The sequence below is a fragment of the Actibacterium sp. genome (genome assembly GCF_041584535.1).
Lineage (GTDB): Bacteria > Pseudomonadota > Alphaproteobacteria > Rhodobacterales > Rhodobacteraceae > Actibacterium_D.
Map to the genome: position 1 here is coordinate 1 of NZ_JBFHDW010000460.1, position 1,010 is coordinate 1,010.

The 1,010-nt window shown below is 62.9% G+C and carries 2 protein-coding genes; one reads left to right on the plus strand and one right to left on the minus strand.

Translation table 11 applies throughout. The features are described from left to right. Positions 1-476: tRNA dihydrouridine synthase (locus ABYW26_RS14755; RefSeq protein WP_372605678.1), on the minus strand; the 476-nt coding region annotated here is incomplete at its 3' end. 190 nt (positions 477-666) lie between these two features. Between ABYW26_RS14755 and ABYW26_RS14760 the strand changes: the two genes are divergently transcribed. After that, a partial coding sequence (locus tag ABYW26_RS14760) for a 2-C-methyl-D-erythritol 4-phosphate cytidylyltransferase (RefSeq protein ID WP_372605679.1) occupies positions 667-1,010 on the plus strand: 344 nt, incomplete at its 3' end.

Below are 1,010 nucleotides of genomic sequence, written 5' to 3' on the forward strand. Positions count from 1 at the left end.
CGGCGGGCCAGTTCGGGGGCGTTCAGCAACGCGTCATCCCAGCCCAGCCGGGTTTTCAGGGTCACCGGCACTTTGACCGCGCCCACCACCGACTCGATCAGGGTCAGCGCGTGATCCAGATCGCGCATCAGCGCCGAGCCGGAATAGCCGTTCACCACTTTTTTCGCCGGGCAACCCATGTTGATGTCGATGATGCGGGCGCCGTTGGCTTCGACCATGCGGGCGGCCTCGGCCATCCAATGCGCCTCGCGCCCGGCCAGTTGCACTGCGGTATTGGCAACGTCAAAGCCCAGCTCGGCCCGCTCGCGCACGCCCGGCTTGGCCTGAACCATTTCCTGACTGGCGACCATTTCGCTGACGACAAGGCCCGCCCCAAAGCCCGAGACCAGATTTCGGAACGGCAAATCGGTAATCCCCGCAAGCGGTGCAAGAAACACCGGCGGATCAAGGGCCACGTCTGCCACCCGAATACTCAAATGCTTATTCCTTGTGCAATCCTTACCCCGAGGTAATCACCGATAGCGCAAAAGGCAATTGTCGGCCCGGCGTGAAATCGGCCTGAAAATTTTTTTGCCTGTTTTTTATGCATCCGGCTTGCCGTTTCTGAGGCATTGCCCCCTCTCTCAGCAACGCATACACAAGGGGAAAGCCAGATAAGAGACGTCTATGCGCACTGCTGCCATCATCGTTGCCGCCGGACGCGGCACCCGCGCGGGCGGAGAGATTCCCAAGCAATACCAGCCGCTTCGGGATCAGCCGGTGCTGGCGCGCACGGTCGCGGCCTTTGTCGGACATCCCGGTATTTCGCAGGTGATCGCGGTGATCCATCCCGCCGATGACGGATTTTTCAGCGCCGCCCTTGGCACGCTGGCCGATCGGGTGGTGCGGGTTCATGGCGCCGACAGCCGCGATGGCTCGGTCCGGGCCGGTCTGGCGGCGGTCGCGCCCGATTGTGACGCGGTGCTGATCCATGATGGCGCGCGCCCCTTGGTCAATGCCGCGCTGATCGA